Here is a 22,752-nt window from a genome sequence, read left to right on the forward strand (position 1 = left end):
CCCTTGCTCCAGACAACCAATCCCCCCTTGCCCGCCGATGGCCTGCGCCTCGAGGATGTCACGCTGGTGCGTGGCACGCGGCGCGTGTTCGAAGGGCTCACGCTGCATTTGACCGAGCGCCGCATCGGCCTGGTCGGTGACAACGGCGCCGGCAAGAGCAGCCTGTTCCGCCTGCTGTGCGGGCTCGACCGGCCCGACGCGGGCCGGGTGCGGGTGCATGGCCTGGACACCGTCTCCGAGCGCCGCCAGCTGCCGCGCCACATCGGCCTGATGTTCCAGAACCCCGACGACCAGATCGTCTTCCCGACCGTGGCCGAGGAGCTGGCTTTCAGCCTGACGGCGCAGGGCGCGCCGCGTGCCGAAGCACGCGCGGAGGCGAAGGAGTTCCTCGCGCAGCGCGGCCTGGCGGACTGGGCGGCCCGCGCGGTGGGCGAACTCAGCCAGGGTCAGCGCCAGCAGGTCTGCCTGCTGGCGCTGCAGATCTGCAGCCCGCGCACGCTGCTGCTGGACGAGCCCTTCGCCAGCCTCGACCTGCCGAGCCAGGCGCGCCTGTCGGCGCAGCTCGCGGCGACCGAACAGCAGGTGGTGGTGTCCACCCACCAGCTCGACACCGTGCGCGACTTCGAACGCGTGCTGTGGCTGGCCGACGGGCAGGTGCGCGCCGACGGCCCGGGCCCGGTGGTGTGCGCGGCCTATGCCGACGACGTGCGGGCGCGCGCCGAGGCCGATTCCCAACGCCACGGTGCGCTGCATGCGTAGCCTCTACTCGTCGCAAAGCACCTGGCTGCACGCGCTGCCGGCCTGGCTCAAGCTCGCGAGCCTGTCGGTCGGCGGCACGCTGCTGGTGCTGATGAACCGGCCGCTGCCGCTCGCCGTGGTGTTCGGCGTCGTGCTGCTGTGCTTCGCCTCGCTCGGCCCGCCCGCGTGGCGCCGCGCGCGCATGCTGCTGGGCATGGCGGTGGCCGGCGCCCTGATCGTCGGCTTCCATGTGGCGCTGGGCTCGACCCTGCTGGGCGTGGTGAGCGCGCTGCGGCTCGCGAGCGCCGCGCTGCTGGCCCTGATGCTCACGCTGAGCACGCGCTTCGACGACCTGCTGGCCGTGCTCGAGGCCGTGCTGCATCCGCTGCAACGCCTGGGCGTGCCGACCGAGCGGCTGGCGCTGGGCCTGGGGCTGATGCTGCGTTTCGCCGAGAATTTCCATGCCCAGTGGCAGCGCCTCGACGACGCCTACCGGGTGCGCGCGGGCCATGGCGGCGGTTTCCGCCTGCTCGCGCCGCTGACCATCCGCACCCTGCAGACCGCGGAGCGCGTGGCCGACGCGCTGGCGGCCCGGCTGGGCCGTTGACGGCGCCCGCCACGACATTTCCGTTTCCTCACTGGATCGACCACCATGACTTCCTCCGCCGGTTCCCTCACTTCGTCCCGTTCGCTGTCCTATGTCGCGCTGTTCGCGGCCCTGATGGCGGTGTTCGGCCTGATCCCCAAGATCGACCTGCCCTTCGGCGTGCCGATCACGCTGCAGTCGCTGGGCGTGATGCTGGCCGGCTGCCTGCTCGGGCCGCGGCGCGGCTTCTGCGCGGTGGCGCTGTTCCTGCTGGCCGTGGCGCTGGGCCTGCCGCTGCTGCCGGGCGGCCGCGGCGGCCTGGGCGTGTTCGTGGGGCCGACCGCGGGCTTCCTGTTCGGCTGGATGTTCGGCGCCTTCGCCTGCGGCCTGCTGATGCGCCGCATGGCGCGCCTGACCGGCGCGGCCCTGTGGGCCGGCGCCTTCGCGGCCGCGCTGGTTGGCGGTATCTTGGTGGTCTATGCCTTCGGTATCGCCGGCCTGTCGTGGGTGGCCCACATGTCGCTGACGCAGGCCACCATGGCCATGCTGATCTTCATCCCGGGCGACCTGGTCAAGTGCGCGCTGTGCGCGCTGCTGGTCCAGACCGTGATGCGCGGCATGCCGGGCTGGCGCCTCGATCGCGACTAAACGCTGCCGCGGGCGAACACCGTCTCCGACACATAGGCCTTGCGCGGGCCGTGCACCGTGTGGCGGATCACGAAGCGGCCGTCGGCCAGGAAGCGATAGCGGCTCTCGTAGGTGTCGGGTGTGCACAGGTGCGTGGCCGCGCCGGTCCAGCCGTCGCCGTCCGCGGTCAGCGCGATGGCATGGAAGAGCCGTGGCGGGGTCTCGGCGAAGAACACGGCCAGGCCGTCCGGCGCCCGTTCGAAGCGGTAGTCGCGGTGCCCGTCGAAGGACTGGCCGTTGGCCAGGCGCACCCGGCCGTCCTCGCGGTAGTGCAGGCTGTCGGGCCCTTCGCGCGTGAACAGCGCCACGCCGCGCATCTCGGCCTGGCCTTCGATGGTGCGCATCAGCTGCCAGGCGCCTTCGAGCCGGTCGAAGACCGCCTCGGCATTGCCCCAGGGCGGCTGGGTGGGTGAATGGCGGCGGGTCATGGCAGAACTCTAAGGCAACGGCCCTAGCAGAGCCCGCAATGGCCTGCTCCAGCAGGCAGAAGCCGATCGGTCCATGATGCGCGCCATGGCCGATTTCTCCATCCTCGATCTCTCTCCCATCTGCGAGGGCAGCGATGCCGCGCAGTCGTTCAAGAATTCCCTGTCGCTGGCGCAGCATGCCGAGGCGCAGGGCTACCGCCGCTACTGGCTGGCCGAGCACCACGGCATGCCCGGCATCGCGAGCGCGGCCACGGCCGTGCTGCTGGCCCACATCGGCGCCGGCACTTCGACCATCCGCATCGGCGCGGGCGGCGTGATGCTGCCCAACCATTCGCCGCTGGTGATCGCCGAGCAGTTCGGCACGCTCGAGTCGTTGTACCCCGGGCGCATCGACCTGGGCCTGGGCCGCGCGCCGGGCTCCGACCAGCGCACCGCGCGCGCGCTGCGCCGCAACCTCGAATCGGATTCCGACCAGTTCCCGCAGGACGTGATCGAGCTCATGGACTTCATGAGCAAGGAACCGCGCCAGCCGGTGATGGCGGTGCCGGGCCGCGGCCTCGAGGTGCCGGTGTGGATCCTGGGCTCGAGCACCTTCGGCGCGCAGCTGGCGGCGCACCTGGGCCTGCCCTATGCCTTCGCCTCGCACTTCGCGCCGCAGCAGATGATGGCGGCCATCCGGATCTACCGCGAGAGCTTCAAGCCTTCGGCGCAGCTGGCCAAGCCCTATGTGATGCTGGGCTTCAACGCCTTCGCGGCCGAGACCGACGAAGAGGCGCGCTTCCGCGCGAGTTCATGGCAGCAGGCCTTCGTGAACCTGCGCAGCGGACGGCCGGGCCGGCTGCCGCCGCCGGTCAAGGACTACTACGCGAGCGTGGGCCCGGCCGAGCGTGCGCTGCTCGACTCGGTGCTGTCGTGTTCGGCCGTCGGCTCGCGCGAGACCGTGCGCGCCGGCCTGGCGGCCTTCATCGAGAGCACCGGCGCCGACGAGCTGATGATCACCGCGCAGGTCCACGACCACGCGGCGCGGCTGCGCTCCTACGAGATCGTGGCCGGGCTGCACAAGGAGCTGTTCCCCGCCCGCGCCTGACGCCGGCTCAGGTGGGGTAGCTGCCGGGCAGCAGAATCTTCTTGTCCACGTTCTGGATGTTGGTGTGGCCGCAGAAGGCCATGGTCACGTCCAGTTCCTTGTGGATCAGCTGCAGCGCCTTGCTCACGCCGGCTTCGCCCATCGCGCCCAGGCCGTAGGCCATGGCGCGGCCGATCATGGTGCCGCGCGCGCCCAGCGCCCAGGCCTTGAGCACGTCCTGGCCGCTGCGGATGCCGCCGTCCATCCAAACCTCGGTCTTCGCGCCCACCGCGTCGATGATCGGCGGCAGCGCCTCGATGCTCGAGGGCGCGCCGTCGAGCTGGCGGCCGCCGTGGTTGCTCACCACGATCGCGTCGGCGCCGGCGTCGACCGCCAGCTGCGCGTCCTCGGCCACCATGATGCCCTTGAGGATCAGCTTGCCGCCCCATTGCTTCTTGACCCATTCGACGTCGGCCCACGACAGCGTGGGGTCGAACTGCTCGTTGGTCCAGGCCGACAGCGAACGCATGTCGCTCACGCCCTTGACGTGGCCGACCAGGTTGCGGAAGGTGCGGCGCTTGGTGCCCAGCATGCCCAGGCACCAGGCCGGCTTGGTCGCCAGGTTGACGATGTTCTTCAGCGTGGGCCGCGGCGGCGCGGTCAGGCCGTTCTTCAGGTCCTTGTGGCGCTGGCCGATCACCTGCAAGTCCAGCGTGAGCACCAGCGCGCTGCACTTGGCGTTGCGGGCACGCTCGATCATGCGGGCCATCGACTCGCGGTCGCGCATCATGTAGAGCTGGAACCAGAAGGGCGCCTTCGTGTGCTCGGCGATGTCCTCGATCGAGCAGATGCTCATGGTCGAGAGCGTGAACGGGATGCCGAACTTCTCGGCCGCGCGCGCCGCATGGATCTCGCCGTCGGCATGCTGCATGCCCGTCAGGCCCACCGGCGCGATCGCGACCGGCATCTTCGCGGCCTGGCCGACCATGGTGGTGGCGGTGGTGCGGCCTTCCATGTTGACCGCCACGCGCTGGCGCAGCTTGATCTTGTGGAAGTCCTCGCTGTTGGCGCGGTAGGTGCCTTCGGTCCACGAACCGGAGTCGGCGTAGTCGTAGAACATGCGCGGCACGCGCTTCTCGGCCAGGACGCGCAGGTCTTCGATGGTGGTGATGGTGGTCATGTCGGAACGATCTCGGAGGAAAGGGGAGCGTGCCGCACTGTAGGGGCAGCGCGCGGGCGGCGGCGTGAATTCTGGACCGGGTGCGCGTGAAGCTTTTTCACTCGCGCAGCGCCTGGCGCAGCCAGTCGACGAAGGCGGCACATTCCCAGCGCTCCAGCGTGCCCGGTTTCCAGCACAGGAAATAGTCGTTGGGTGAGCGCACGCTCTCGCGCGACAGCCGGACCAGCCGTCCGCTGTCGAGCCAGGCCTGGCCCAGTTTGAGGCGCATCAGCGCCACGCCGAAGCCGGCCACCGCGGCGTCGAGCACCAGCCCCAGGTCGTTGAACTGGGTGCCGGTGCGCGGCTCGGGCAGGCCGATGCCGCAGGCCCGGAACCAGGTGTGCCAGGGCTCGAGCGGCGAAGGGATCAGGTGCGCGCGCGCCACGATCTCGTCGCTGTCGAAGCCCTCGAGCGGACCGGTCTCGTGCAGGTACTCGGGGCTGCAGACCGGGCAGATGTCCTCCGACAGCAGGTGCGTCGACTCGCGCTCGGCAAAGACGCCCTGGCCCAGGCGCAGTTCGATGTCGGCCTCCTCGGCCGTCAGGTGGTGGCCCGGGATCGTGACCTGCAGCATCAGCTCGATCTCGGGATAGGCGTGGCGAAAGCGCGCCAGCCGCGGCAGCAGGATCTGGCGCGAGAAGGTGGGCGTGACGGCCACCCGCAGCCGCGTCGGTGCTTCGGGACCGTGCTGGCGCCCGGGCACCTGCTGCAGCGCGGCCAGGGCCTCGCGCACGCGCGGCAGGTAGGCCGTGCCCTCGGGGCTCAGGCTGAAGTCGCCGCGGGCGAAGACCTTGCAGTCGAGCTGGGTCTCGAGCTGGCGGATGCGGTGGCTCACCGCGCTGGGCGTGACGCTCAGTTCCTCGGCCGCCTGCGTGACGCTGCGCAGGCGCGCCAGCGCCTCGAAGGCGAGCAGGCTCTGGATGGGCGGGATGCGGGACATGGCGGGGATTGTGGCGCGCCCGCAGCGGCCGGGGCCGCTCGGTGATTTCCCGCATGCGGGCACCGGTCGGCCGGGGCTGGGACAATGGCGCCCTATGACAAAGCAGCGCATCGTGGTCGGCCTGAGTGGCGGCGTCGACTCCGCCGTCACCGCGCACCTGCTCAAGCAGCAGGGCCACGAGGTGGTCGGCATCTTCATGAAGAACTGGGAGGACGACGACGACAGCGAGTACTGCTCGTCGAACGTCGACTTCATCGACGCGGCCAGCGTGGCCGACGTGCTGGGCATCGAGATCGAGCACGTCAATTTCGCGGCCGACTACAAGGACCGCGTCTTTGCCGAATTCCTGCGCGAGTACCAGGTCGGCCGCACGCCCAACCCCGACGTGCTGTGCAATGCCGAGATCAAGTTCAAGGCCTTCCTCGACCACGCGATGCGGCTGGGCGCCGAGAAGATCGCCACCGGGCATTACGCGCGGGTGCGCCTGAACGAAGGCACGGGCCGGCACGAGCTGCTCAAGGGCCTGGACCCGGCCAAGGACCAGAGCTATTTCCTGCACCGCCTGAACCAGGCGCAGCTGTCGAAGACGCTGTTCCCGGTGGGCGAGCTGCACAAGACCGAGGTGCGCCGCATCGCCGACGCCATCGGCCTGCCCAACGCGAAGAAGAAGGACTCGACCGGCATCTGCTTCATCGGCGAGCGGCCTTTTCGCGAGTTCCTCAACCGCTACATCTCCAAGGAACCGGGCCCGATCAAGGACGAGCGCGGCCGCACGCTGGGCGAGCACCAGGGCCTGAGCTTCTACACGCTGGGCCAGCGCCAGGGCCTGGGCATCGGCGGCGTGAAGGAACGCGGCGCGCAGCGCGGCGCGGGCGACCATTCGCCCTGGTTCGTGGCGCGCAAGGACATGGCGGCCAACACGCTGTGGGTCGTGCAGGGCCACGACCACCCCTGGCTGCTGTCGCAGACGCTGAGTGCCGACGACGCGAGCTGGGTCGCGGGCAGCGCGCCGGTGGCGGGCGGCTACGGCGCCAAGTCGCGCTACCGGCAGGCCGATGCGGCCTGCGCGCTGGGCGAGGGGGCCAACGGCGCCTTCCGCCTCGACTTTGCGCAGCCGCAATGGGCGGTGACGCCGGGGCAGTCGGCGGTGCTGTATGACGGTGACGTGTGCCTGGGTGGCGGAGTCATTGCCTCTCCCCCCGAAGCGCCTTCGGCGCCTCCCCCCTCCGGGGGGCGACACCGGCGGCCCGGCTGAGCCGGTTCCGCGGTGTCCCTGGAATAGGGACAGGGCGGGGCAGGGTGGGGAGGGGCGGCCGGTCGTTCAGCGCAAGGGCGTGGCGTGCACCGACGCGTCGGTGTGGATCAGCGACAGCGGATGGCGCTGGCCCGCCAGGTAATCCTCGATGCATTCCAGCAGCAGCGGGCTGCGGTGCCGGTCGGCGCTGGCGCGGAGTTCGTCGGGCGTCATCCAGAGCGTGCGCACGATGCCTTCGTCGAGCGCGCGCCCGGGCTCGAAGGCGCCCAGCGTGCCGGCGAAGGCGAAGCGCAGGTAGGTGACGTCCTCCTCGCTGTCGCGCTGTGCCGTGGCGGTGCTCGGCGCGCGCTGGAAGCGGGCCATGTAGATGCCCACCAGCGCGGTGGGCGTGAAGTGGTGGGCGGTTTCCTCCAGGGCCTCGCGGGCGCAGCCCTCGGCGGGCGATTCGCCGGGATCGAGGTGGCCGGCCGGCGTGTTGAGCTTGAGGCCGTGGGCCGTGTGCTCTTCCACCAGCAGGAAGCGGCCGTCGCGTTCGATCACGGCGGCCACCGTGACGTTGGGTTTCCAGCGCGTCGTCATGCCGGACTCAGCGCAGCACGTAGCCGCTGAAGCGCCAGATGCGGTCGCTGTCGAGATGGAAGCTCAGCAGCTCGCGCACCGGCGTTGGCCGGTCGGCGAAGCGGCTCTCGTATTCCACGCTCACGTACTGGCCGCCGAGCTCGGGATCGGGGTCGTTCACCACCTGCCGGTTCACCGCCACCCAGGTGCGCTGCTGCGGGGCACCGAGCGGCGCGCGCGCCTTGGCGACCATGGCGATGAAGTCGGCGCGCGGCACCCGCTTGCGCGCCACCGGCGCGGCCCCGTCCCAGAGCTCGCCCACCTGGTCCTGGTCGATCATCTGGACCGCCTGCAGTCCGCCGCGCACCATGTCGCTGGGCTCCACCTCCTGGGCGGCGGCAAGACCGAGGCCGCCGGCGAGGCAGAGGGCGGCAACGGCGAGTTGGGCGAAGCGGATCATCTTTTCATTCCTTGTGGTGAGGAGGATGGCCCAGTGCCTCCATGTCGGCGGCGCTGGGGCGCGGAAGAACCAGGGTGACGGTGCAGCCGGCATCGGCCGCACTGTCGATCTCGATCGTGCCGCCGTGACGCTGCACGGCCGTGCGCACCAGCAACAGGCCCAGGCCCACGCCGTGCACCTCCGGATGGGTTTCGCGGTGCAGGCGATGGAAAGGCTGGAACAGTTGCGACTGTAGCGCCGGGGGGATGCCCGGGCCGTGGTCGCGCACGGCGATGGCCCAGAAGTTCTCGCGCGCACGCACCGAGCAGTCGAGCTCGGCCCCGGTCGGCGAGTACTTGAGCGCATTGCTCAGCACGTTGGTGAACGCGCGGGTCAGCAGGGAGCGGTCGGCGATGCAGTACGCCTCCTCGTGCGTGCTCGAGAAGCGCACCTGCACCTGCTTCTTGTGCGCATGGGCCCAGGCGTTGTCGATGGCCTGCTGCAGCAGGCTCGCCACGTCGAGCACCTCGGCATGGAAGGGCTGGGCCTCGGCGCGCGCCAGGTTGACGAAGCCGTCGGCCAGTTCGAGCCCGGTCTGCGCGTGGCGCTCGATGCGCTGCAGCAGCGCCGCGCCGCCCAGCACTTCGGGGCGGGTGCGTGCGAGCTCGACGGCGGTGAGGATCGACGCGCTGGGTTCGCGGATGTCGTGCGAGATGAAGCGCAGCGCCTCGTCGCGCTGGCTCTGCGCCTGCCGCATGGCCGTGATGTCGACCAGCGCGCTCATCCAGCCCGCATGGCGGTTGCGTGCATCGAAGAAGGGCACGCAGCGCAGCAGCAGGATGCGGCCCAGCGCGTCCTCGCCCTCGCCGAGGATGGGCTGCCGTTCGCTCGAGCGCAGCGCGCCGCGCGTCAGCATCGGCGCACCCGTGGTGCGCCAGCGCAGGTCGGCCAGCAGCTCGTGCGCATCCCGGCCCACCAGGCGCTGCGGCGTCGTGTTCCAGTGGCGGGCCGCGGCGAGGTTGGCGATGAAGACGTGACCGCCGAGGTCCAGCACCAGCGTGGCGTCGGCCATCTGGTCGATGCCGTCGCGCACGAAGCGGTGCAGGTCGCGCATGCGCAGGCCGGCGGCCGAGGTGGCGGTCATCTGGCGGTCCAGGAAGTCGCCCTCGAGCTTCGGCGGGCCGGCCACCGGCAGGCCGTCGAGGGCCTCGTTGAGCTGCTCGGTGCCCCAGCGCAGGTAGCGCAGCGCGGCCGTCAGCCGCATCAGGCTCCACAGCGGATAGACCAGCAGCAGGCCCAGGAAGCCCGAGGCCGGCGTGAACTGGATGCCGATCCAGGGCCGGGCGTTGTGCAGGCCCAGGCGCACCGCGAGCAGCGCGCAGATCAGCGCCACCACCGCCAGCGGACGCAGCCACAGCAGGCCCAGCAGCGCGACGGCCATCGGCACCAGGTTGTAGGCCAGGTCCTGGGTCGGGCTGGCCACCACCACTTGGCGTCCGTGGAGCAGCGCCTGCAGCACGCTGGCGAAGATCTCGACGCCGGGCATCAGGCCGGTCGGGTGCGGGGTCGCGGTGGCGTAGAGGTCGCCCAGCCCGGCCGCGGTGGCGCCGACCAGCACATAGCGGCCGCGGAAGGTGCCGGGCGGCACCTGGCCGCGCAGCACGTCGATGTACGACACGGTCTTAAAGGGTGGTGTGCCGGCGGAACCGGCGGTGAAGACGATCGCTTCGTGCCCGCTGCGCTCCCAGGGGCCCGACGGCTTCCCCGTCATCGCGCGCGGCGCGGGCCCGGTCGGTGGCGGGCCGCCGGCGTAGGCCTGCGCGGCCTGCTGCAGCGCGAGCGCGAAGTGCGGCCAGCCGCGGCCGGCGAAGCCTTCGCGCAGGTAGACGCTGCGCACGACGCCGTCCTCGTCCAGCGACAGGTGCGCATGGCCGATGGCCGCGGCGGCCTGGGCCAGCGCCGGCAGGGGCAGCAGTTCCGACGGCTGCTGCGTGCCGCGCGACTGCAGCGCCATCGGCAGCACGACGCAGCCGCTGTCGGCGATGCCCGTGGCCAGCACCTCGTCGTCGCCGGGATGGTCGAGATCGGCTTCGGTGAGCAGCAGGTCGAGCCCGATGCAGCGCGGGTTGTCCGCCGCGATGCGGCGCAGCAGCTCGGCATGCAGCGCGCGGCGCCAGGGCCAGCGGCCGATGGCGGCGATGCTCTGCTCGTCGATGGCGACGATCACGATCTCCTGCGAGGGCGGCTGGCGCATCTCGGCGCTGGCGTTGTCCTGCAGCATGCGGTCGAAGCGCGGCATGGGCTGCGTCAGCGTGAGCAGCGTGACCAGCGCGGTCAGCCCGCCCGCGAGCAGCAGCCAGGCCAGCCGGCGCGCCAGCATCCGGCGCAAGCGGCCTTTACGGCGCGGGCGGCGATCGTGCGAAGGAGGCGCCGCAGGAGCAGGCATGGTGAAGACGCGCGCTCAGGGCCGCTCGACCGGGCTGCCGTCACCCGTGCGCAGGACCTCGCCGCCGGCGGTGTCCACCACCGGGCCGATGTGCACCGTACGGGCCGCCGTGAAGGGGCCGGCCAGGCCCGAGGCGTCGCGCGCCTGCAGCCGCACGTGGTAGTTGCCGCGCGCCGGGCCGCTGATCGTCCAGTGGGACGTGGCCAGTTCGAGGTCGAGCAGCGGCGCGCCGAAGCCGGGGTCGCGCGCGAGCTGTGCGCGGAAGGTCTGGCCGGGCTCGGCGCGCCAGTGCAGCGTCGGCTGTTCGCGCCGGTCGTCGAGCCGCAGGTCGGCGATGGTGGGCGTCGGCACGACGGTGAAGGGTTGCGGCGCGGCGAAGGGGCCCTGGTGCTCGGCGCCGGCCCCATCGCGGGCGAGCGTGGCCACGCGCCACCAGTAGGCGCCGGGGGCCAGTGCGGCCAGGTCCGCATCGCAGCTGCCGGTGAGCCGCTCGTCGCGCAGCGGCCGCGCGAAGTCGGCCGTGGCCGCCAGCTGCAGGCGCACCGCCTGCGCCTCGGCCGTCGCGGCGCAGACCAGCCGACCGGCCTCGGCGGTCAGGCGCGCGCCCGGCGCGGGCGCGCGGTAGCCCGGCGGCACCGGGCGGGCCTGGATGCGGAAGGGGTGGCCGATCTTGGGTCCGGTCAGACCCTCGCGGTCGATGGCGCGCACGCTCATCCGGTAGTCGCCGTCCTCCAGCGCCGGGAACTGCACGCGCCCGCCCTCGAAGACGCCGTTGCGCAGCACCTCGCTCAGCCGCTCCGGCCGCGCGATGCGCACTTCGTAGCCGGCCACCGTGCCCGTGGGCGTCGGCAGCTGGAACACCAGGCGCTCCGCGTCCTGAAGCAGGTCGGGCAGGGTGGAGGGGTCGGGCGGCGGCGGCAGGGCCGGGCGCTTGTGGAAGGCGCCGCTGGCCTCGAGCACGGCGCCTTCGCCGGCCAGCAGGTCGGCCATGGGTGCGCCGTGCGTGCGTGGCCGCATCTTGACCACGCCCGTGGTCACCGCGGTCGAGACCCGGCCCTCGGGCGAAACCGCGACGGCGAAGCGCGTGCCGCGCACGCTGGCCACGGCGCCCGGCGCATGGATCTCGAACAGGCGGCCCTTGGGCTGCGGCGCCACCTCCGACTCGACCTTGCCGCGGTGCACTTCGATCACCGATTCGTAGGACCCGGTGTGGCGCTTGCTGCGCAGTCGCTTGAGCTCGACATCGGAGTCGGCCAGCACCCGCACCACCGAGCCGTCGGCCAGCCGCAGCCGCAGGAAGCCGTCCGTCGGCACCTGGATCTGTGTGCCTTCCGTCACCGCGTCGCCGGTGGCCAGCGGGCTCGCGGGCTCCGCGGCCGGCCTGGCCTTCGCCGCGGGTGCCTCGGGCGGCGCGATGCCGAGCGCGTCCCCCTGCACGAACTCGACCCGGGCCGTCGCCAGGGAGGCCGGGCGCAGCCAGGCGCGCGGGATGCGCAGCACGCTGCCTGCTTCGAGCGCGTCATGCGCGCCCAGGTGGTTGATCGCCTGCAGTTCCCGCCAGCGCGAGGGCGAGCGCAGATGGCGTTCGCCCAGGGACTGCAGCGTGTCGCCGGGCCGCACCAGGAGCCGAAGATCGCCGTGCGGCGCCGCGACCGCCTGCAGGCTGCCCGCCATCGCGAGCGCACCCGCCCACAGCACGGCCAGCGCCCGCCGGCGCGGGCGTCGGGCGGGCGTCATTCCGGGGTGCCGTTGGCCGACTCCCGCGTTGTCGTCGTGAAATCGCTGCCGTCGATCGACTCCAGCCGATAGCCCAGGCCATAGATCGCCGACAGCAGGAAGCCGTTGGCGGGGCGCAGATCGAGCTTGGTGCGCAGGCGGGAGATGTGGGTGTCGAGCGAGCGCGAGGGCGTCTCGGCGCCCAGGCCCCAGACCGCTTCGCGCAGGTGTTCGCGCGACAGCAGGCGGCCCAGGTTCTGGAACAGGAACAGCGCGAGCTCGTACTCGCGGTGCTTGAGCTCGGTCGGTTCGCCCTTGAAGCGCAGCGTGCGCGAGTGGGGGTGGAAGTGGTAGGGGCCGAAGATCAGTTCCGGCTCGAATTGCGCGGGATAGGAGCGCCGCAGCAAGGCCCGCACCCGCGCCTCGAGTTCGGCGATGCGGATCGGCTTGACCATGAAGTCGTCGGCGCCGGCCGTGAGCCCTTCCACCATGTCGGCCTCTTCGCGGCGGTTGGTCACGAAGAGGATGGGCAGCCGGCTGTTGAGGTCTTCCCGGATCCAGCGCACCACGGTCGGTCCCTGCACATCGGGCAGCGTCCAATCCAGGATCAGCAAATCGTAGGTCTGCAGGCGCAATTCGCGCAGCAGCGTGGTTCCATCGGAAAAGCCATGGCATTCATGGCCGATTCCTTCCATCGTCAGGCGAATCAGATCCAGTTGGCCCGATTCGTCGTCAAGTGCGGCAATGCGCATTGCAACTCCCTTTTGTTTTGAGGCCCGGAGTCTAGGTGCGGGGCGTCTGTCGACCAAGTGTATCGAGTCTTTCAACTGTCAACTAGTGCACGGATGTGGTCTTAATAGTCAACAATTGTCATTAATTGCCAAAAATCGGACCTATTGCCTTGGCTCACGCCGTGCGCGCTCATTACATTGCGCGAAGCAAAAAATTTCCCATTCCGTTTATTTGACATTCATTTGCAATTGAACGCGTCGGTGGTGGGTGGAGCGCAATGTTTCTGAAGAATTCTTTCAAAAAATCCATGGGGTTGATGGCCGCTGGCACGGGCTTGCTGATGGGCTGTGGCGCATCGCCCGGACCCGATCTGGCCGCTTGGACCTTGGCTGGCACGGCGCCGGTCGTGCGCGCCGTCGGCAGCTTTCCGGACCGCGCGCTGGTCGCGCAACTCGAACCCGGCGTGCGGGAGGCCGACCTGCGGCGCTGGTTCGGCGCGCCGGACCTCGGCCGCGAGCGCGGCGAGGCCGACGCCGCGACCTGGGAGTACCTCTTCCATTTCCGCAGCGGCGGCGGCGTCACAAGCTGTCGCGTCAAGCTGGGCTTCGACGGCGCACGCACCGTGCGCAGCGTCCATTGGCAGCCCTCGGCCTGCGGCGACTGGTTGAGCGTCAAGACGCCGGCGCAGGCGCAAGGAAAAGCCGCCCCCTGAAAACAAACGGCTGCACCCCTATAGGCGCATTGCGGGAAGTCGGCGGGTGCATCGGGTAAGCTCCGGCGCGAATAACAACGCAGCCCCGCTGCCCCGAGGAGATTCCTTATGCTGATAGGAGTACCAGCGGAGACGCTGGCCGGAGAGACACGCGTGGCGGTGACGCCGGAGACCGCGAAGAAGCTGGTGGCGCAGGGCCACGTGGTGATCGTTCAATCGGGCGCGGGCGTGGCAGCCAGCGTGACCGATGCGGCCTATGAAGCCGTCGGTGCGCGCATCGTCGAGGCGGCCGAGGCCTTTGGGGCCGAGATCGTGCTCAAGGTGCGTGCGCCGTCCGATGCCGAAGCCGCACGGCTCAAGCCCGGTGCGGTGGTCATCGGCATGCTCAACCCCTTCGATGCCACGGGCCTGCAGCGCCTGGCGGCTGCCGGTGCGGTGGGCTTCGCTCTGGAAGCGGCCCCGCGCACCACGCGCGCCCAGAGCATGGACGTGCTGTCCTCCCAGGCCAACATCGCCGGCTACAAGGCCGTGATGATCGCGGCCGACCAGTACCAGCGCTTCTTCCCCATGCTCATGACGGCGGCGGGCACGGTCAAGGCCGCGCGTGTGGTGATCCTGGGGGTGGGCGTGGCGGGCCTGCAGGCGATCGCCACGGCCAAGCGCCTGGGGGCGGTGATCGAAGCGTCCGACGTGCGCCCCAGCGTGAAGGAACAGATCGAATCGCTGGGCGGCAAGTTCATCGAGGTGTCCTACGACACGCCCGAAGAGAAGGAAGCCGCTGTCGGCGTGGGCGGTTATGCCAAGCCCATGCCCGCGAGCTGGCTGGCGCGCCAGCAGGTCGAGGTGGCCAAGCGCGTGGCGCTGGCGGACATCGTGATCAGCACGGCGCTGATCCCGGGCCGCGCGGCCCCGACGCTGATCACCGAAGAGATGGTCAAGTCCATGAAGCCGGGCTCGGTGATCGTGGACATCGCCGCGGGCAAGGGCGCCGATGGCGTGGGCGGCAACTGCCCGCTCTCGGAAGCCGACAAGACCGTGGTCAAGCACGGCGTGACGATCGTGGGCGAGACGAACCTGCCCGCGCGCGTGGCGGCCGATGCATCGGCGCTGTATGCGCGCAATGTGCTGGACTTCCTCAAGCTGATTTGCCCCAAGGAGGGCGGCCTGAAGATCGACCTCGAGGACGACATCGTGGCGGCCTGCCTGGTCACGCGCGACGGCCAAGTGACGCGCAAGTAAAAGAACAAGGAGCCGACATGGATTCCGTCAACCCGACCGTCATCAACCTGATCATCTTCGTGCTGGCCATCTACGTGGGCTACCACGTGGTGTGGACCGTCACGCCCGCGCTGCACACGCCGCTGATGGCGGTGACCAACGCGATCTCGGCGATCGTGATCGTGGGCGCGATGCTCGCGGCCGCGCTCACCACCACGCCGCTGGGCAAGACCATGGGCGTGCTGGCCGTGGCGCTGGCCGCGGTCAACGTCTTCGGTGGCTTCCTGGTCACCCGGCGCATGCTGGAGATGTTCCGCAAGAAGGAAAAGAAGACGGCCGCACCCGCTGCCGGCAAGGGAGACGCAGCATGAGCATGAGCCTCGTCACGCTGCTGTACCTGGTGGCCAGCGTCTGCTTCATCCAGGCCCTGAAGGGCCTGAGCCATCCCACCACCTCCATCCGCGGCAACGTCTTCGGCATGACCGGCATGGCGATCGCGGTGCTGACCACCATCGCGCTGATCCATGGCCAGGCGAAAGCCTTGAACATCGACTTCGGCACCGGCATCGCCTACGTGCTGGTGGCACTGGTCGTGGGTGGCGGCCTGGGGGCCTACATGGCCAACAAGGTCGAGATGACCAAGATGCCCGAGCTGGTGGCCTTCATGCACAGCATGATCGGTCTGGCGGCGGTGTTCATCGCCGTGGCCGCAGTGGCCGAGCCCTGGGCCTTCGGCATCACGGCCGCACCGGTGGCCGCGGCCATCGGCAGCGTCACGGTCGATGGCGGCGCAGTGCTGATCGACGGCTTCCTGCGCTACGCCATCCCCACAGGCAACCGCCTGGAGCTGTTCCTGGGCGCGGCCATCGGCGCCATCACCTTCAGCGGCTCGGTGATCGCCTTCGGCAAGCTCTCGGGCAAGTACAAGTTCCGCCTGTTCCAGGGCGCGCCGGTGCAGTTCTCGGGCCAGCACATGCTCAACCTGGTGCTGGGCCTCTTGACCATCGCGCTGGGCCTGGTGTTCGTCTTCACCGAGAGCTGGACCGCCTTCTTCGCGATGCTGGCGCTGGCCTTCGTGATGGGTGTGCTGATCATCATCCCGATCGGCGGCGCGGACATGCCGGTGGTGGTGTCGATGCTCAACAGCTACTCGGGCTGGGCGGCGGCGGGCATCGGCTTCAGCCTGAACAACGCCATGCTGATCATCGCGGGCTCGCTGGTGGGCAGCTCGGGCGCGATCCTGAGCTACATCATGTGCAAGGCCATGAACCGCAGCTTCTTCAACGTGATCCTGGGCGGCTTCGGCGGCGAGGCGGTCACGGCCGGCGGCGGGGCCAAGGAGCAGCGCCCGGTCAAGAGCGGCAGCGCGGACGATGCGGCCTTCGTGCTCAGCAACGCCGAGACGGTGGTGATCGTGCCGGGCTACGGCCTGGCGGTGGCGCGAGCGCAGCATGCGGTGAAGGAACTCGCGCAGAAGCTCACCGACAAGGGCATCACGGTGAAGTACGCGATCCACCCGGTGGCCGGGCGCATGCCGGGGCACATGAACGTGCTCTTGGCCGAGGCCGAGGTGCCCTACGACCAGGTGTTCGAGATGGAGGACATCAACGGCGAGTTCGGCCAGGCCGACGTGGCGATCATCCTGGGTGCGAACGACGTGGTGAACCCTGCGGCGCACACCAAGGGCAGCGCGATCTACGGCATGCCGATCCTGGAGGCCTACAAGGCCAAGACGGTGATCGTGAACAAGCGCTCCATGGCCGCGGGCTACGCGGGCCTGGACAACGAACTCTTCTACATGGACAAGACCATGATGGTCTTCGGCGACGCCAAGAAGGTCGTGGAAGACATGGGCAAGGCGATCGAGTAGGCCCGGGCCGGCCGCATGGGCCGGCCAGGCCTTCGCCTGAAGAGCGCAGGCGCCGCGTCGCGGCGCTTTCTTTTTTTCTCAAGTGGAGACAAGAACATGACGGACCGTCCCTGGCTCGCGAGCTATCCCCCCGGCGTCCCCGCCGACATCGACCCCTCGAGCTATGCCTCGCTGGTCGGCTTGATGGAGGAGAGCTTCTCGAAGTACGCCGACCGCGTGGCCTACAGCTTCATGGGCAAGGACATGCGCTATGCCGAGGTCGACCGGCAGAGCCGCGACTTCGCGGCCTACCTGCAAGGCCTGGGCCTGGTCAAGGGCGACCGCGTGGCGGTGATGATGCCCAACTGCCTGCAGTACCCGATCGCGGTGGCCGGCATCCTGCGCGCCGGCCTGATCCTGGTCAACGTCAACCCGCTCTACACCGCGCGCGAACTCGAGCACCAGCTGCAGGACAGCGGCGCGACGACCATCGTGATCATGGAGAACTTCGCGGCGACGCTGCAGCATTGCCTCGCATCCACGCCGGTCCGCCACATCGTGCTGGGCGCCATGGGCGACCGGCTGGGCCTGCTCAAGGGCGCGCTCGTCAACTACGTGGTGCGCAAGGTCAAGAAGCTGGTCCCGGCCTACGAACTGCCGGGCGCGGTGCGCTTCAACAAGGCGCTGGGCGACGGCGGGCGGCATCCGCTCAAGGCCCCGGTGGTCGGTCCCGACGACATCGCGGTGCTGCAGTACACCGGCGGCACCACCGGTGTGGCCAAGGGCGCGGTGCTGCTGCATCGCAACGTGATCGCCAACGTGCTGCAGTCCGAAGCCTGGAATTCGCCCGCGATGCAGAAGGTGCCGGCCGGCGAGCAGCCGACCAGCGTCTGCGCGCTGCCGCTCTATCACATCTTCGCCTTCACGGTGAACATGATGCTGGGCCTGCGCACCGGCGGCAAGGTGCTGCTGATCCCGAACCCGCGCGACCTCGCGGCCACGCTCAAGGAGCTGTCGAAGCACAACTTCCACAGCTTTCCCGCGGTCAACACGCTGTTCAACGGCCTTGCCAACCACCCCGACTTCGGCACCGTGAACTGGAAGCACCTGCAGGTCTCGGTCGGCGGCGGCATGGCGGTGCAGGGCGCCGTGGCCAAGCTCTGGCTCGAGAAGACCGGCTGCCCGATCTGCGAGGGCTACGGCCTGTCCGAGACCTCGCCCACGGTCAGCTGCAACCCGATCACCAGCACTGCCTACACCGGCACCATCGGCGTGCCGCTGCCGAGCACGCGCATGACCTTGCTCGACGACGCCGGCCACGAGGTGGCGCCCGGCGAGCGCGGCGAGATCGCGATCAAGGGCCCGCAGGTGATGGCCGGCTACTGGCAGCGCCCCGACGAGACCGCCAAGGTCATGACGGACGACGGCTGGTTCAAGTCGGGCGACATCGGCGTGGTCGACGAGCGCGGCTTCTTCAAGATCGTCGATCGCAAGAAGGACATGATCCTGGTGTCGGGCTTCAACGTGTACCCGAACGAGATCGAGGACGTGGCGGCGCTGATCCCGGGCGTGCTCGAATGCGCGGCCGTCGGCGTGCCCGACGAGAAGACCGGCGAGGCGGTCAAGCTGGTGATCGTGCGCAAGGACCCGTCGCTGACCGAAGAGCAGGTGCGTGCCTTCTGCCGCGAGAACCTCACGGGCTACAAGCGCCCCAAGGTCATCGAGTTCCGCACCGACATGCCCAAGACGCCGGTGGGCAAGATCCTGCGCCGCGAACTGCGCGACGCAAAGCAGTAGGAAGGGCCGCAGGATGCACGCTGCGGCGCCGATCGCCATCGTCGCGGCGATGCACGAAGAGCTGGCCGCGCTGCTCGAGTGCATGCCTGACGAGCGCCGGGTCACGGTCGCGGGCCGCGACTTCTGGCAGGGCCATCTGCAGGGCCACGAGGTGATCGCGGTGCTCGCGCGCATCGGCAAGGTGGCGGCCGCCACCACGGCCACGGTGCTGGCCGAGCGCTTCCGCGTCGGCCGCGTGGTCTTCACCGGCGTCGCGGGTGGCCTCGGGCCCGGCGTGCGGGTGGGCGACGTGGTGGTCGCCGAGGCCTTCCTGCAGCACGACATGGACGCCTCGCCGATCTTCCCGCGCCACGAGGTGCCGCTCTACGCGAGGAGCCGTTTCCCGGCCGATGCCGAACTCGCCGCCGCGCTGCGCGAAGCCGCCCGCACGGCCCTGCCGCAGGCCCGCGTGCACCACGGGCTGGTGATCAGCGGTGACCGCTTCGTGTCCACCACGGCCGAAGCGCGCGCGCTGCAGGCCGAATTGCCCGATGCCCTCGCCGTGGAAATGGAAGGCGCCGCCTTCGCCCAGGTCTGCCACGACTTCGACCTGCCCTTCGCGGCAGTGCGCACCATCTCCGACCGCGCCGACGACGCAGCGCACGGCGATTTCCTCGAATTCATCCGCACCGTCGCCAGCCCGTATTCGGCTGCAATCGTGGATGCGCTGCTGAGCGCGTTGCCCAAACCCCAACGCTAGCAGCGGCCTTCGCCAGCGACACCCTGGAACCGGCTTTGCCGGGCCAGCGGGCGTGGTCCGCGTCTTCACCAGAGACACCCTGGAACCGGCTCCGCCGGGCCAGCGGTGTCGCCCCCTTGAGGGGGAGGGCGTCAACCCTCGGGGGTGATCCCGTCTTCACGTGTCTTCACCAGAGACACCCTGGAACCGGCTTAGCCGGGCCAGCGGTGTCGCCCCCTTGAGGGGGAGGGCGAAGCCCTCGGGGGTGGTCTATTTCAACCAGCCCCGGCGCCGGAAGTACCACATCGGCACCAGCGCACTCGCCACCATCAGCGCGATCGCATAGGCATAGCCGTAGGCCCAGTCGATCTCGGGCATGACGCGGAAGTTCATGCCGTAGACGCTGGCGATCAGCGTGGGCGGCAGCAGCGCGACGCTGGCCACCGAGAAGATCTTGATGGTCTTGTTCTGGTTGATGTTGATGAAACCGACGGTCGCATCCATCAAAAAGTTGATCTTGTCGAACAGGAAGGCCGTGTGGTTGTCCAGCGATTCGATGTCGCGCAGGATCTGCCGCGCCTCCTCGAACTGCTCGGCGTTGAGCATCTTGCTGCGCATCATGAAGCTCACCGCGCGGCGCGTGTCCATCACGTTGCGGCGGATGCGCCCGTTCAAGTCTTCCTGGCGCGCGATGGCGCCCAGCACCTCGCCGGCCAGTTCGTCGCTGACGTTGCCCTCGAGCACCTTCTTGCCCGCCACCTCGAGCTCGTCGTAGATGTTTTCCAGCGTGTCGGCCGAGTATTCGGCGTCGGCGTCGAACAGCTTCAGCAGCACTTCCTTGGCGTCTTCGATCAGGCCCGGCGCACGGCGCGCGCGCATGCGCAAGAGGCGGAACACCGGAATGTCCTGATCGTGGATCGAGAACAGCACGCCGCGGCTGCGCAGTTCGGCGTTGTGCTGGTTGAGGATGAAGGCCACGCGCACCGAACGCGCGTTCTCTTCCTCGTCGATCAGGAAGTCGCTGCGGATGTGCAGTTCGCCGTTGTCTTCCTCGTAGAAGCGCGCCGATTCCTCGATGTCCTCGTCCATCGCGTCTTCGGGGATGGACAGGCCGTAGTACTGCTTGATCCAGCGCTTCTCCTCGACCGTGGGCGATTCGAGGTCGACCCAGATGGGCTGGAACTGTGACAGCTCTTCGAGGGCCTCGATTTCTTCCTGAACGAGGCGCCCGTTGGCAAGCGTGAAGATGTTGAGCATGGCTCACTCCCGTGAAAAGGTCTTGCGGTTGGCGGCGGGAAGGGCGCTTTCAAGACCCTCGCCAACGACGCTCAGGAGGGAGTTGAAAGCTGCCGAGACGGATAGCTTTCCATGCGGGTCTCCGGGGTTGCAGCGAGGCGCGATTATGGCACTGCAGCATGAGGCGCCGAAGTCGATGGCTGGATGAACATCCAGTACAGTAGCGCCTCGATGCAGCCTGCCGCCCATCCTGTTTCCGCCGTCCCCGCCACCCAGGCCGAGCGCCTGGCGGCCGCGCTCGCGACGCTCAACGAGGCGCAGCGCGCGGCGGTCGAGCACGGCGTGGGCGCGGCCCTCGCCGATGCGCGGCCCCTGCTGGTGATCGCCGGCGCGGGCTCGGGCAAGACCAGCACGCTGGCGCACCGCGTGGCGCACCTGGTGGCGCAGGGCGTCGATCCGCAGCGCATCTTGCTGCTGACCTTCTCGCGTCGGGCCGCGCAGGAGATGTCGCGCCGCGCCGGCCAGGTCGCGGCGCAAGTGCTGGGGCTGCGTTCCGATGCGGCGCCTTCGCTGCCCTGGGCCGGCACCTTCCACGGCATCGGCGCGCGCCTGCTGCGCGAGTACGCGACCCATATCGGGCTGGCCGAGAATTTCAGCATCCACGACCGCGGCGACGCCGAGGACCTGATGGGCCTGGTGCGCCACGAACTGGGCTTCTCGACCACCGCGAAGCGCTTTCCGCAGAAGAGCACCTGCCTGTCGATCTATTCGCGCACGGTCAACACCTGCGGGTCGCTGGCCGAGGTGCTCGCGCATGCCTTCCCCTGGTGCGCCGAATGGGAGAGCGAACTCAAGCGCCTGTTCGCGGCCTATGTCGAGGCCAAGCAGCAGCAGCACGCGCTCGACTACGACGACCTGCTGCTCTACTGGGCCGGCATGGTGGCCGAGCCCGCGCTGGCGGCGCTGATCGGTGAGCGCTTCGACCATGTGCTGGTCGACGAGTACCAGGACACCAACCGGCTGCAGGCCGCGATCCTGTGCGGCCTCAAGCCCGACGGACGCGGCGTCACGGTGGTCGGCGACGACGCGCAGTCGATCTATTCCTTCCGCGGCGCCACGGTGCGCAACATCCTCGACTTCCCGGGCCAGTTCTCGCAGGCCGCGCGCATCGTCACGCTGGAGCGCAACTACCGCTCCACGCAGCCCATCCTCGACGTCTCGAACGCGGTGATCGCCGCGGCCGCCGAGCGCCACGCCAAGACGCTCTGGACCGACAAGCCCTCGGCCGGCCGGCCGCAGCTGGTGCTGGTGCCCGACGAGGCGCAGCAGGCCCAGTGGGTGGCCGACCGCGTGCTCGCGCACCGCGAGGGCGGGCTGGCGCTCAAGTCGCAGGCGGTGCTGTTCCGCACCTCGTACCACAGCGCCGCGCTCGAGCTCGAGCTGGCGCGGCGCAACATCCCCTTCGTCAAGTACGGCGGGCTCAAGTTCCTCGAGGCCGCGCACGTCAAGGACCTGCTCTCGGTGCTGCGTTTCGCGCAGAACCCGCGCAGCCGGATCGCGGGCTTCCGCGTCACCCAGCTGATCCCGGGCATCGGCCCGGTCACGGCCGCGCGGCTGCTCGACGCGATGGACGTGGCGGCCGATCCGGCGGCGGCAGTGCAGGCCTTCGTGCCGCCCGCCTCGGCGCTGGTCGAATGGGCGCGCTTCGCCGAGATCTATGCCGCGCTGCGCGCGCCCACGCTGGCCTGGCCGGCCGACATGGAGCTCGCGCTGCGCTGGTACCTGCCGCACCTCGAACGCCTGCACGATGACGCCGGGCTGCGCCGCGGCGACGTCGAGCAGCTGGCCCGCCTCGCGGCCGGCTACGGCTCGCGCGAGCGCTTCCTGACCGAGCTCACGCTTGACCCGCCCGAGGCCACCAGCGACCGCCCCGGGCCGCCGCTGCTCGACGAGGACTACCTGATCCTCTCGACCATCCATTCGGCCAAGGGCCAGGAGTGGACTTCGGTGCATGTGCTCAACGTGGTCGACGGCTGCCTGCCGGCCGACGTGGCCCAGGGCGCGCAGGAACTCGAGGAGGAGCGGCGCCTGCTCTACGTCGCGATGACGCGCGCCAAGGACCACCTGCACCTGCTGGTGCCGCAGCGCTTCTACGTGACGCAGCAGTCGGCCCGCGGCGACCGCCATCTCTATGCCGGGCGCAGCCGCTTCGTCACCGAGGCCGATGCGGCCCGTTTCGAGCAACTCACCTGGCCGCCCCCGCCGCCGCGCGCGCCCCACACGCCGCCACCGGCCGCGACCATCGACCTGCTGGCCCGCATGCGTGCCAGCTGGCGCTGAAACGCCGCGCCCACCCTGCCCGCAGAAGGGTCGTAAGCCCCTGCATCGCAGCGTTACCTTTGGTCCTCCTCG

The 22,752-nt window shown here is 69.8% G+C and carries 21 protein-coding genes; 12 read left to right on the plus strand and 9 right to left on the minus strand.

Translation table 11 applies throughout. The features are described 5' to 3' along the window. Positions 1–27: 27 nt before the first annotated feature. From A9977_RS07405 to A9977_RS07415, 3 genes are read left to right on the plus strand one after another with little or no spacing between them, the layout of a single operon-like run. Positions 28–759, plus strand: coding sequence for an ABC transporter ATP-binding protein (locus tag A9977_RS07405; RefSeq protein ID WP_310936102.1), 732 nt, complete (start codon positions 28–30; stop codon positions 757–759). After that, a complete protein-coding gene (locus tag A9977_RS07410) occupies positions 752–1,345 on the plus strand; it encodes an energy-coupling factor transporter transmembrane protein EcfT (protein WP_183024243.1) in 594 nt (197 codons plus the stop codon). Before A9977_RS07405 ends, A9977_RS07410 begins: the two co-directional genes overlap by 8 nt. A gap of 45 nt (positions 1,346–1,390) precedes the next feature. Further along, on the plus strand, positions 1,391–1,972 hold the full coding sequence (locus A9977_RS07415; protein ID WP_183024244.1) for a biotin transporter BioY: 582 nt from the start codon (positions 1,391–1,393) through the stop codon (positions 1,970–1,972). On the opposite strand, the gene A9977_RS07420 is transcribed toward A9977_RS07415, so the two are convergent. Further along, positions 1,969–2,439 carry a DUF6314 family protein gene (locus A9977_RS07420; protein WP_183024245.1) on the minus strand — a complete coding sequence of 157 codons (471 nt, stop codon included), beginning with the start codon at positions 2,437–2,439 and terminating at the stop codon, positions 1,969–1,971. The genes A9977_RS07415 and A9977_RS07420 overlap by 4 nt on opposite strands. An 85-nt stretch (positions 2,440–2,524) precedes the next feature. On the opposite strand from A9977_RS07420, the gene A9977_RS07425 reads away from it, so the two are divergent. Continuing rightward, positions 2,525–3,526, plus strand: coding sequence for an LLM class flavin-dependent oxidoreductase (locus tag A9977_RS07425; RefSeq protein WP_183024246.1), 1,002 nt, complete (start codon positions 2,525–2,527; stop codon positions 3,524–3,526). A gap of 7 nt (positions 3,527–3,533) precedes the next feature. Here the strand turns inward: A9977_RS07425 and A9977_RS07430 are convergent, their stop codons facing one another. Together A9977_RS07430 and A9977_RS07435 are read right to left on the minus strand one after the other, a co-directional pair. After that, positions 3,534–4,685: an alpha-hydroxy acid oxidase gene (locus tag A9977_RS07430; protein ID WP_183024247.1), complete on the minus strand. Its 1,152-nt coding sequence runs from the start codon at positions 4,683–4,685 to the stop codon at positions 3,534–3,536. 97 nt (positions 4,686–4,782) lie between these two features. Beyond that, positions 4,783–5,664, minus strand: coding sequence for a LysR substrate-binding domain-containing protein (locus tag A9977_RS07435; RefSeq protein ID WP_183024248.1), 882 nt, complete (start codon positions 5,662–5,664; stop codon positions 4,783–4,785). Positions 5,665–5,758: 94 nt separating this feature from the next. On the opposite strand from A9977_RS07435, the gene mnmA reads away from it, so the two are divergent. Further along, positions 5,759–6,919 carry a tRNA 2-thiouridine(34) synthase MnmA gene (mnmA, locus tag A9977_RS07440; RefSeq protein WP_183024249.1) on the plus strand — a complete coding sequence of 387 codons (1,161 nt, stop codon included), beginning with the start codon at positions 5,759–5,761 and terminating at the stop codon, positions 6,917–6,919. Between the two features lie 66 nt (positions 6,920–6,985). Here mnmA and A9977_RS07445 read toward each other — a convergent pair whose 3' ends face one another. Genes A9977_RS07445 through A9977_RS07465 form a run of 5 tightly spaced genes read right to left on the minus strand, consistent with a single transcriptional unit; the run spans position 6,986 to position 12,830 of the window. Next, on the minus strand, positions 6,986–7,498 hold the full coding sequence (locus tag A9977_RS07445; protein WP_183024250.1) for an NUDIX hydrolase: 513 nt from the start codon (positions 7,496–7,498) through the stop codon (positions 6,986–6,988). Positions 7,499–7,505: 7 nt separating this feature from the next. Further along, on the minus strand, positions 7,506–7,937 hold the full coding sequence (locus tag A9977_RS07450; protein WP_183024251.1) for a DUF4019 domain-containing protein: 432 nt from the start codon (positions 7,935–7,937) through the stop codon (positions 7,506–7,508). Positions 7,938–7,941: 4 nt separating this feature from the next. Next, positions 7,942–10,362 (minus strand): CHASE2 domain-containing protein, encoded by a 2,421-nt coding sequence (locus tag A9977_RS07455; RefSeq protein WP_183024252.1) that lies wholly within the window; start codon positions 10,360–10,362, stop codon positions 7,942–7,944. A gap of 15 nt (positions 10,363–10,377) precedes the next feature. Then, positions 10,378–12,099 carry a FecR domain-containing protein gene (locus A9977_RS07460; protein ID WP_183024253.1) on the minus strand — a complete coding sequence of 574 codons (1,722 nt, stop codon included), beginning with the start codon at positions 12,097–12,099 and terminating at the stop codon, positions 10,378–10,380. Beyond that, a complete protein-coding gene (locus A9977_RS07465; protein WP_183024254.1) occupies positions 12,096–12,830 on the minus strand; it encodes a response regulator transcription factor in 735 nt (244 codons plus the stop codon). Before A9977_RS07465 ends, A9977_RS07460 begins: the two co-directional genes overlap by 4 nt. A 296-nt stretch (positions 12,831–13,126) precedes the next feature. Here A9977_RS07465 and bamE point away from each other — a divergent pair, with 296 nt between their 5' ends. From bamE to A9977_RS07495, 6 genes are all read left to right on the plus strand, one after another. Continuing rightward, on the plus strand, positions 13,127–13,522 hold the full coding sequence (gene bamE, locus A9977_RS07470) for an outer membrane protein assembly factor BamE (protein ID WP_183024255.1): 396 nt from the start codon (positions 13,127–13,129) through the stop codon (positions 13,520–13,522). A 108-nt stretch (positions 13,523–13,630) separates the two neighbouring features. Next, positions 13,631–14,761, plus strand: coding sequence for a Re/Si-specific NAD(P)(+) transhydrogenase subunit alpha (locus A9977_RS07475; protein ID WP_183024256.1), 1,131 nt, complete (start codon positions 13,631–13,633; stop codon positions 14,759–14,761). A gap of 17 nt (positions 14,762–14,778) precedes the next feature. Further along, a complete protein-coding gene (locus A9977_RS07480) occupies positions 14,779–15,111 on the plus strand; it encodes an NAD(P) transhydrogenase subunit alpha (protein ID WP_183024257.1) in 333 nt (110 codons plus the stop codon). Next, positions 15,108–16,610: an NAD(P)(+) transhydrogenase (Re/Si-specific) subunit beta gene (locus tag A9977_RS07485; RefSeq protein ID WP_183024258.1), complete on the plus strand. Its 1,503-nt coding sequence runs from the start codon at positions 15,108–15,110 to the stop codon at positions 16,608–16,610. Before A9977_RS07480 ends, A9977_RS07485 begins: the two co-directional genes overlap by 4 nt. A 96-nt stretch (positions 16,611–16,706) precedes the next feature. Continuing rightward, on the plus strand, positions 16,707–18,386 hold the full coding sequence (locus A9977_RS07490; RefSeq protein ID WP_183024259.1) for a long-chain-fatty-acid--CoA ligase: 1,680 nt from the start codon (positions 16,707–16,709) through the stop codon (positions 18,384–18,386). A gap of 13 nt (positions 18,387–18,399) precedes the next feature. Then, entirely contained in the window at positions 18,400–19,125 is a 726-nt protein-coding gene (locus A9977_RS07495) for a 5'-methylthioadenosine/adenosylhomocysteine nucleosidase (RefSeq protein ID WP_183024260.1), read from the plus strand. 249 nt (positions 19,126–19,374) lie between these two features. On the opposite strand, the gene corA is transcribed toward A9977_RS07495, so the two are convergent. After that, positions 19,375–20,361, minus strand: coding sequence for a magnesium/cobalt transporter CorA (gene corA, locus A9977_RS07500; protein ID WP_183024261.1), 987 nt, complete (start codon positions 20,359–20,361; stop codon positions 19,375–19,377). 210 nt (positions 20,362–20,571) lie between these two features. On the opposite strand from corA, the gene A9977_RS07505 reads away from it, so the two are divergent. Beyond that, positions 20,572–22,680, plus strand: coding sequence for an ATP-dependent helicase (locus A9977_RS07505; RefSeq protein ID WP_183024458.1), 2,109 nt, complete (start codon positions 20,572–20,574; stop codon positions 22,678–22,680). Positions 22,681–22,752: the final 72 nt, after the last annotated feature.

Source organism: Variovorax sp. UMC13 (assembly GCF_014170375.1).
Lineage (GTDB): Bacteria > Pseudomonadota > Gammaproteobacteria > Burkholderiales > Burkholderiaceae_C > Variovorax.